Origin of the sequence: Autumnicola tepida (assembly GCF_031846485.1) — a bacterium.
GTDB lineage: Bacteria > Bacteroidota > Bacteroidia > Flavobacteriales > Flavobacteriaceae > Autumnicola > Autumnicola tepida.
The window spans coordinates 131238-140671 of the sequence record NZ_JAVRHQ010000010.1 but is presented as its reverse complement, the minus strand read 5'-3'; the positions used below and the strand labels follow the sequence as shown (position 1 = coordinate 140671).

Below are 9434 nucleotides of genomic sequence, written 5' to 3'. Positions count from 1 at the left end.
TCAGGAGTATTTCATTTTCACAACTGGAAATATCATTTTTGCCTACAGCCTACAGCCTACAGCCTACAGCCTACAGCCTACAGCCTACTGTGAAAAATCAAAAGGTCAAAAGTTAAAGAAAATTCCCATAATCTAAATTTGTCTGCTCTTTCTGTGGGAGCTGGTTCTTCCGGAATTTCTCTTATTCCAGGATATAAATAAAAAGAGCCAAAGAGGAAAAGAGCGAAAGAGTAAAATGTGAATTAATTTTTCAGAATTAATTCAGTTTCACAACTTGAAAATATCATTTTTGTCTAACTTCTAACTTCTAATACACTCCAAACCCGGTCTACAATTCACAACCGGAATCAGGAACTCCAAATTCCAATCCGAGAACCAACAACCCACAACCTCAAACTTTAAACTTTAAACTTTAAACCCCAAACTTTTATAGAACCGAAAAAAGAATTACTTTTGCAGCCTAAAAATTATCAATAATGAAATCACTTACGATCAACGGATCTAAAAGAGAAAGCGTGGGCAAAAAGTCAACTAAAGCCTTGCGTAATGCTGGACAGGTTCCTTGCGTATTGTATGGTGGAGGTCAGGAGCCTTTACACTTTGCTGCCGAGGAAATTGCATTCCAGAATTTAGTGTACACTCCAGATGTTCACACAGTGGAAATTAAACTTGAAGGAGACAAAAGCTATAATGCTGTACTTCAGGACATTCAGTTCCACCCTGTAACAGATGCTATCCTTCACATGGATTTCTATGAAATCTTTGAAGACTCTCCAATTACCATGGAAATACCAATCCATACCGAGGGTATTCCACGCGGAGTGAAAAACGGTGGGGTTCTACGTTACAACCTTCGTCGTTTGAGGGTAAAAGGACTTCCCGGAGACCTTCCTGACTATATTGTGGCAGATGTGGCAAAACTTAAAATTGGCCAGAAACTTTATGTTACCGCGGTAGAAAGCGATAAGTACAAAGTTCAGCATCCGGATAACACTGTGATCTGCCAGGTTAGAACTTCACGTAACATCGTAGCCCTTGATGAAGAGGAAGAAGATGAAGACGAAGTGGCAGCAGATGATGTGCCGGCTACTGAAGTAGACGAAGCAGAAAACAAAGAATAGGCAACTATTTTTTTAATTAATAGCAAAGCATTCCCTTTTTCGGATTACCGAGAATCGGAATGCTTTTTTAGTTAAAAAAATTAAGGTAAAGAGGGTAAAGTGAAAAGTCCATGGTGTAAAGAAAAAGTTGCCAGTTGAGTTATTGGGTCTGTACAGTTTTGAGAGCCAACTCTCAGAACAACCAGATATAGGAGGGGAGAATTTTAAGTAAAAATTGTAAGACAAGCCACAACAGACAACCCACAACGGACAACCCATAACGGAAAATTAGTGCATTCGTGGCCGAAAATAGCAGGTTAGAAGTTTTCTTGTAAAGCAACCTCAAACCCACAACCCACAACCCACAACAGACAACTGTTATTTTTTCAGAAAGGCTGAAGATTTTTTTTAATTTTATCGAAAATAAATCTTATGCTGTCTTTCTTCGGAAGAATATTAAAAAGCAAAAAGCCAAAGGAGGAAATAGACCCAATGAAGAAATTTTTAATTGCCGGCCTCGGAAATATTGGGCCAAAATATGAAAACACCAGGCATAACATAGGTTTCAAAATTCTGGACCAGCTGGCGGCACAGGAAGATATCAGCTTTGCTACAGACAGGCTGGGGGACATTGCCCAGTTTAAATTTAAAGGCCGTACCTTTATTTTGCTCAAGCCGAGCACTTATATGAACCTTAGCGGGAAAGCGGTAAATTACTGGATGGCCAAAGAGAAAATTTTGCATGAAAACCTGCTTGTGGTTACAGATGATCTTAATTTGCCTTTTGGGACCCTCAGGTTAAAAACCAAAGGCAGTGATGGCGGCCATAACGGGCTTAAGGATATTCAGAATGTGCTGAATACCAATAAATACAACCGCTTTCGTTTTGGGATTAGCGATGAGTTTTCCAAAGGTCAGCAGATAGATTATGTGCTGGGGGAATGGGCCGGGGAAGAGCAGGAAAAGCTGCCCGAACGATTGAAGAAATCGGCAGAACTCATTAAATCCTTTGGAACCGCGGGAGTTTCAAATACAATGAACAATTTTAACGGAAAATAAGGCTGACTTTGAAAGAACACCAAGGAGCGAACGCTTTTAGTAGTGAATATTCCACCGCTGTAACCATAGGGACTTTTGACGGCGTTCATGCCGGTCATCAGAAGATAATAGAAAGGTTGGTCAATTCGGCAAAAGCCGGGAACCTGGAGTCGGCTATTTTAACTTTTTTTCCCCATCCCAGGATGGTGCTGCAAAAAGAGAGCGGCCTCAGGCTCATAAATACCATTACCGAGCGGAAGCAAATCCTGGAAACCACCGGGGTAGACCATCTTATTGTGCATCCCTTCACCCACCAGTTTTCAAGGCTTTCCGCCCGCGAGTTTGTTCGGGATATCCTCGTAAACAAGCTAAAGGCGAAAAAGGTGATTATTGGCTACGACCATCGTTTTGGTAGAAACCGTACCGCCAATATCGACGATTTAAGGAAATTTGGGGAAGAGTTTGGTTTTGAAGTGGAAGAGATCAGCAAAGAAGAGGTGGAAGAAGTAGCGGTAAGCTCTACAAAAATCAGGAACGCGCTGGATGAAGGCAGGGTAGAGAAAGCCAATGCCTACCTCAGGCATCCTTTTACACTCACCGGCACGGTGGTGGAAGGCCGTGGCCTTGGCAGGGAATTCGAGTTCCCGACTGCAAACCTTCAAATTAAGGAAGATTATAAGCTTATTCCCAAAAATGGCGTATACGTGGTAAAAGCCGATATCGATGGCCAGAATTTCTTCGGAATGATGAATATTGGTACTAATCCCACCGTAGGTGGCGATGAGCAGACCATAGAAACCTACTTTTTTAATTTAGATAAGGATTTATACGGGAAACACCTTCAAATCGCTTTACTGGTGCGCATTCGGGATGAAAAGAAGTTCGAATCGGTAGAAAAGCTTAAAATTGCCATGAAGCAGGACGAAGCTTTTTCCCGGCAGTACATTCGCGATAATTATGCTGAATAGTTGGCTTTTTAAGCATATAGACAATTCGGCCCTGGTGGTTTTCAGGGTGATGTTTGGTTTTCTGATCACAGTGGAAGCCTGGGGGGCGATTTTCTCCGGCTGGGTGCAAAGAACCCTTATAGATCCCCCGGAATTTACCTTCAATTTTATAGGTTTTGATTTTCTGCAACCCCTGCCGGGCAATTTAATGCTCTGGTACTATGGCCTTATGGGCCTGTTTGGGGTTTTTGTGATGCTGGGGTTTAAGTACCGCTTCAGCATGTTTTGCTATGGTTTAATGTGGTCCTGTGTTTACCTTATGCAGAAGACCTCTTACAACAACCACTATTACCTTCTTATGCTGCTGTGCATTATCATGTTGTTTCTTCCCGCGCACCGCTGGCTTTCTATAGATGCCCGCCAAAATCCTGAAATAAGGAGCATCTCCATGCCGCGCTGGATCTGGCTGGTAATCGTGGCCCAGCTCTGGATTGTGTACACCTACGCTTCGGTAGCGAAGCTTTACCCAGACTGGCTGGATGGTACGGTGCCCGCCATTTTAATGAGGGGAAAAAGGGATTACTGGCTGGTGGGAGAATTCCTTCAGCAGCCATGGATAAGATATGCGATCACCTGGTTCGGGCTGTGTTTTGACCTGCTTATTATTCCGCTTTTGCTTTGGCGCAAAACAAGATTGTCTGCATTTATTCTGGCAATTTTCTTTCATCTTTTCAATAGTTTTGTGTTCCATATCGGGATTTTTCCCTACCTCTCGTTAGCTTTTATTATTTTCTTTTTTCCCACCCAAAAGGTCAACAAATGGTTTCTTCGGAAGAAAAAACCGCATTATGATAAAGCTGAAATCATTGTGCCCTCTTACCGCAAGCCGTTAATTGCCATTTTGGCCTGCTGGTTTATAATCCAGGTTTCACTGCCGCTAAGGCACTGGTTTTTTCCTGATGATGTACTGTGGACGGAAGAGGGCCACCGGCTAAGCTGGCGTATGATGCTGCGCTCCAAAGGCGGCAGGAGCCATTTTAAGGTGGTGGAAAAAGGCACAACAGATACTGTTTATGTACGCAAAAACAATTTCCTGAGCAGGAAACAGCAGCGTTCCATAGATACCAAACCAGACCTGCTCTGGCAGTTCGCCCAGTTTCTTGAAAAAAAGTATGCTGAAGAAGAAGGCAAACAGGTAGAGGTGTACATAGATTCCAAAGTAAGCGTAAATGGCGGTCCTTACCGGACTTTTATCGACCCAAAAGTAGATATGGCAAAAGCAGAATGGAAGCATTTAAGCCATAACGACTGGATTCTCCCTTCTCAACCTGAAGAGAAAGAATAATTAGCAATAATATTTTAGTACAAAAAAATTCTGTCATTTTTCAAGTGGAGGTGCCTAACAACCCAAGAAGCATCAATAAGAAATAAATGTTCCTCCCGTTTTTTCAACGGAGGTGCCGAAGAGCAATGGAAGCATCAATTAGGAATAAATGTTACTCCCCTTTTTTCAAGGGGAGGCCACGAAGAACTAGGCCAGGTATAGCAGTAAGTTCAACGCGAAAAAATTTTCCACTCCCTTTTTAAAAGTAGGTCTGAATAAACGCGGCAGCATCAACGGAGAGAGAATGTCCCTCGTCTTTTCTTAAGAGAAGGTGCTGAAGAACTAGGGTAAGTATAGCGGAAACTTCAATGAGGAAAAAGGTTCCACCCCTTTTTTAAAAGTAGGTCCGAAAAATCGCAGCAGCATCAACGGGGAGTAAATGTTCCTCCCCTTTTTTTCAAGGGGAGGTGCCGAAGGCGGAGGGGTCTTTCGGTATCAATTTCCATTTAAAATGATTTCAGAAATCTAATTGACTCATTCTCCTGCAATCCAAACATACTTTCCCTGCAAAATAGCTGCTCTTTTGTTACATTTGCCCTTCAAAAATAATAACCACATATTTTAAATTATTGGCCATATGTTACAAGTTAGCAACATCCGCGAGCACAAAGAAGCTTATATCCAGGCTTTAAAAAAGAGGAATTTTGAGGCGCAGGAGATTTTTGACGAAATCCTGCAGCTGGATGAGATGCGCCGGTCTACGCAGACCAAACTTGACAATACCCTGGCCGAGTCGAATAAACTTTCCAAAGAAATTGGGCAGCTGTTTAAAAACGGTGAAAAACAGAAGGCCAATCTTTTAAAGGAAAAAACAGGAAGGTTAAAGGAAAATTCTAAAAATTATTCTGAATTGCTGGCCAATACCATTGCGGAAATGGAAAAGCACCTTTACAGCATTCCTAATATCCCACATCAAGATGTTCCCGCGGGCACTTCCGAAGAAGACAATGAAGAGGTGTATAAGGAAGGGGAGGTGCCGGTTCTGGCCGAAGGTGCGCTGCCACACTGGGAGCTGGCAAAAAAGTATGATATTATAGATTTTGAGCTGGGCAATAAAATTACCGGCGCGGGATTTCCGGTTTACAAAGGAAAAGGCGCGAGATTACAACGTGCGCTAATTACCTATTTTCTTGATAAGGCTGTTGAAGCTGGTTACACCGAGTTCCAGTTGCCGCTGATGGTTAATGAAGCTTCAGGCTACGGAACAGGGCAGCTGCCCGATAAAGAAGGCCAGATGTACCATATTACGGCAGATGATTTGTACATGATCCCAACTGCAGAGGTCCCGATTACCAATATGTACCGCAATAATCTTTTGGCTGAAAAGGATTTCCCCATCACCTGTACGGGTTATACGCCGTGTTTTAGAAGGGAGGCCGGTTCTTACGGCGCTCATGTGCGCGGGTTAAACCGTCTGCACCAGTTCGATAAAGTGGAACTGGTACGTATTGAAAAACCCGAAAATTCTTATGCGGCTTTAGACGGAATGGTGGAGCATATAAAACACCTGCTGAAAGAATTAAAATTGCCCTACCGCATCCTAAGGCTTTGCGGCGGCGACCTCGGCTTTACTTCAGCCATGACCTACGATTTCGAAGTATTTTCCACTGCCCAGGACCACTGGCTTGAAATCAGTTCAGTTTCAAATTTTGAAACCTTCCAGGCTAACCGTCTTAAACTGCGCTATAAAGATGCTGAAGGAAATAAGCAGCTCGTGCATACCCTTAACGGAAGTGCGCTTGCGCTTCCAAGAGTATTGGCGGGGATCCTTGAAAATTACCAGACCCCTGAAGGAATAAAAATCCCGGAAGTGCTTGTTCCTTATATGGGATTTGAGTTTATAAATTAAGCTCTGTTTAGTAAGCTTATACTGTACTATTTATATTTTTTTCAATTAATTAAAGCTATATTTAATTTAGTGAAAAGAATATATGTAATAGCTGGGTGTAATGGCGCGGGAAAAACAACTGCTTCCTATACTATTCTGCCTGAAATATTGGGATGTGATGAATTTGTAAATGCTGATGAAATTGCACGGGGGTTATCCCCCTTTCGTCCTGAAAAAGCCGGAATACAAGCTGGAAGGCTAATGCTAGGAAGAATAAAAAAGTTAATAAAATTACAGCAGGATTTTGCCTTTGAAACTACTCTGGCAACTAAAAGTTATAGAAATATTATTCGGGATGCACAAAAAAAAGGATATACGATAACCTTGCTTTTTTTCTGGCTTAGTTCCCAAAACTTAGCTGTAAAACGTGTAGAAACGAGAGTAAAAGAAGGCGGCCATTCTATTCCTGAAGAGGTTATACGCAGACGATATGAAAATGGGCTGAATAATTTTTTTAACATCTTCAAAGATCTGGTTGATGACTGGGTTTTTATAGATAATTCGGGAGCTCCATATGAAGTGATTGCGGGAGGAGCTAAGAATGAAGTGGATGTAGGGAATGCTGAAATATGGGAGAAATTAATAGGGAAGTATAATGGATAGAAAGGAGGAAATTGTCAAAATAAGAAAAAATATTATCGAAGGGCTGGAAAAGTCTTACGAAAAATTGGTAGCATTCAAGCGCTATAAGAATAGTCCGTTAATTGTGGAAAAAGAAGAAAAAATAATAGAAGTAGCACCAGATAAGATATTACCTACCACCGAATATGTAAATAGAATTGATTCAAAGCTGAAGAAGTAATTTTTAGATTATGTTGCTTTGGGTTTTCTTAAAAGATTAGATCCCAGCCAATAATAGACAGCACAATTCCTTATATTTATACCATGCGATATGTGCTAACCATCTTTTTTTTTATAGCCGCTAATTTTTCCATGCTGGCCCAGTCGGAACAATTGGCCAGGAATTTCTTTGAGCAGGGAGAATTCGAAAAAGCGCTGAAGATTTACAAGCAGTTACTCGATAAAAATCCGTCTAATCCCGTACTTTTTGATAAAGTAGTTTCTTCCTACCAGCAACTCGAGGATTTTGAAGAAGCAGAAGCTTTACTTTACGAAAAACTGCAAAACACCGCCAATAATCCTGCGATTCTGATAGATCTTGGGCATAATTTTGAATTGAAGGGAAATCAGGAAAAATCGCAACAATTTTACCGGGAAGCTTTAGGCGTTATTGAAGCCCGGCCTAATTATGCTTATTCCATCGCACGCAGTTTCGAAAAATACAACCTGCTGGATTATGCCGCGCAGGCTTATGAAAGGTCCATGGAACTGGATCCGGAGCAGAATTATAACCTTCAGCTGGCCAGGATTTACGGAGAGCAGGGTAAAACAGAGTCAATGTTCAGTAATTACCTTGACTTAATTGAAGCCGATCCGCAGTTTTTTAGTATCGCCAGCAGGGAGTTCAGCCGGTATGTTTCCGAAGATGCCACTTCAGAGGCCAATTTGATTTTCAGAAAACTCTTATTAAAGAAGCTTCAGGAGAATCCGGGACTGCTTTATAACCAATTGCTCAGCTGGCTTTTTGTTCAGCAAAAAGAATACGGAAAGGCCTTTTCCCAGGAAAAAGCCATTTACCGGCGTGGTAATGCCGGCCTGCAGGGTATTATCAATCTTGCCATTATCGCCAGGGACAACGGTGATATTGAAACTTCTAAAGAAATTATAGCTTACGTGATTGAAGAAGCTCCTTCAGAAAACCTGGTGCTCAGGGCAAATCAGCTGCTGTTAAACCTGGAGCTGGAAACTACCTCAAAAAAGGATTATGACGAGATAGACCAGGATTTTCAGGATTTGCTCCTGCGTTTTGGGAGCGGGGTGAACACGCTTTCGCTGCAGGTGGATTATGCCAATTTTCTGGCTTTTAAACAAGGACAGAATGAAAAAGCCGTTGCTTTATTAAAGGACCTGGAGGAAAAACTTACTTCAGAATTTGATAAGGCACAGGTGAAAATGGCCCTTGCCGATATCCTGGTGATGGAAGAAAAGTTTAATGAGGCGCTTATTTATTACTCCCAAATTCAGAAGCTGGTAAAAAACGATGAATTTTCGCAAAACGCGCGCTTTAAAGTGGCCAAAACCAGCTATTATAAAGGCGATTTTGACTGGGCCAAGACGCAACTGGATGTGTTAAAATCTTCTACCTCCCAGCTTATCGCCAATGATGCCATGGAACTTAGCCTGCTTATAGCGGATAATTCAACTGAAGATTCTACCCAGGCGGCTCTAAAACAATATGCACGGGCAGATTTGCTGGCTTTTCAGCAAAAGGATTCCGAAGCTATTAAGGTGTTGCAAGAGATTTTAATTGCCCATAAAGGGGAAAAAATTGAAGACGAAGTTTTGCTGAAACTTGCGAAATTACACGAAAAACAGCAGGATTATCGGGAAGCGGAATCTAACTACCTGCAGATTATCAATGAATATAATGATGATATTTTGGCCGATAATGCCAATTTCTTCCTGGCAGAATTGTACGCCAATTATTTAGGAGAACCTGAAAAAGCAAAAAATTACTACGAGCAGATCATTTTTAATTTTGCCGACAGTATCTATTTTGTAGACGCACGTAAAAACTTCAGGAGCCTGCGGGGGGATAATATCGAATAATGCGCCCGAATTCCGTTTGTGTGCCTGAAAGAAATCTTCTGCTTAACTTTGCCGCAGCAAAACAAGAAACCATGTATATATACAATGTTACCGCCAATGTTCAGGAAGAAATTCACGAGGAGTGGCTGGAATGGATGAAAAATGAACATATTCCCGGGATGCTTGCCACTAAAAAATTCAGCAAAGCATTAATGACGCGGGTGATGGTGCAGGAACCAATGGGCGGCATTACCTATTCGGTACAGTACACGGCAGAAAGTAAGGAAATGCTGCAGAAATATTACCGGGAAGACGCAGAGGCACTTCGGAAAAAAGCCGCGGTTTTTGGAGAAAAGGTGGTAAGCTTCAGGACAGAGCTGGAAGTGGTAAGCGAGCAGTAATTCTTAATCCCTTCGGAAGGAAAAAGG

At 41.9% G+C, this 9434-nt stretch carries 9 protein-coding genes; all 9 read left to right on the top strand.

What is annotated here, in order from left to right; genetic code table 11:
- Positions 1-476 precede the first annotated feature (476 nt).
- The 9 genes from RM553_RS10125 (at position 477) to RM553_RS10085 (ending at position 9407) form a co-directional block, all read left to right on the top strand.
- Complete coding sequence (locus tag RM553_RS10125) at positions 477-1121, top strand: 50S ribosomal protein L25/general stress protein Ctc (protein ID WP_311534803.1); 645 nt, start codon at positions 477-479, stop codon at positions 1119-1121.
- Positions 1122-1532: 411 nt separating this feature from the next.
- Complete coding sequence (pth, locus tag RM553_RS10120) at positions 1533-2159, top strand: aminoacyl-tRNA hydrolase (RefSeq protein ID WP_311534802.1); 627 nt, start codon at positions 1533-1535, stop codon at positions 2157-2159.
- An 8-nt stretch (positions 2160-2167) separates the two neighbouring features.
- The gene (locus RM553_RS10115; RefSeq protein WP_311534801.1) at positions 2168-3106 is read left to right on the top strand and encodes a bifunctional riboflavin kinase/FAD synthetase; all 939 of its coding nucleotides are present in this window, start codon (positions 2168-2170) and stop codon (positions 3104-3106) included.
- Positions 3096-4430, top strand: a complete 1335-nt coding sequence (locus tag RM553_RS10110; protein WP_311534800.1) for an HTTM domain-containing protein — start codon at positions 3096-3098, stop codon at positions 4428-4430. Before RM553_RS10115 ends, RM553_RS10110 begins: the two co-directional genes overlap by 11 nt.
- Positions 4431-5046: 616 nt before the next feature.
- Positions 5047-6318 (top strand): serine--tRNA ligase, encoded by a 1272-nt coding sequence (gene serS / locus RM553_RS10105; protein ID WP_311534799.1) that lies wholly within the window; start codon positions 5047-5049, stop codon positions 6316-6318.
- Positions 6319-6387: 69 nt separating this feature from the next.
- Positions 6388-6960, top strand: coding sequence for an ATPase (locus RM553_RS10100; RefSeq protein WP_311534798.1), 573 nt, complete (start codon positions 6388-6390; stop codon positions 6958-6960).
- Positions 6953-7159: a hypothetical protein gene (locus RM553_RS10095; protein WP_311534797.1), complete on the top strand. Its 207-nt coding sequence runs from the start codon at positions 6953-6955 to the stop codon at positions 7157-7159. Before RM553_RS10100 ends, RM553_RS10095 begins: the two co-directional genes overlap by 8 nt.
- 83 nt (positions 7160-7242) lie before the next feature.
- Entirely contained in the window at positions 7243-9027 is a 1785-nt protein-coding gene (locus RM553_RS10090) for a tetratricopeptide repeat protein (RefSeq protein ID WP_311534796.1), read from the top strand.
- A gap of 71 nt (positions 9028-9098) precedes the next feature.
- Positions 9099-9407: a DUF4286 family protein gene (locus RM553_RS10085; RefSeq protein ID WP_311534795.1), complete on the top strand. Its 309-nt coding sequence runs from the start codon at positions 9099-9101 to the stop codon at positions 9405-9407.
- The last annotated feature ends 27 nt before the right edge of the window (positions 9408-9434 follow it).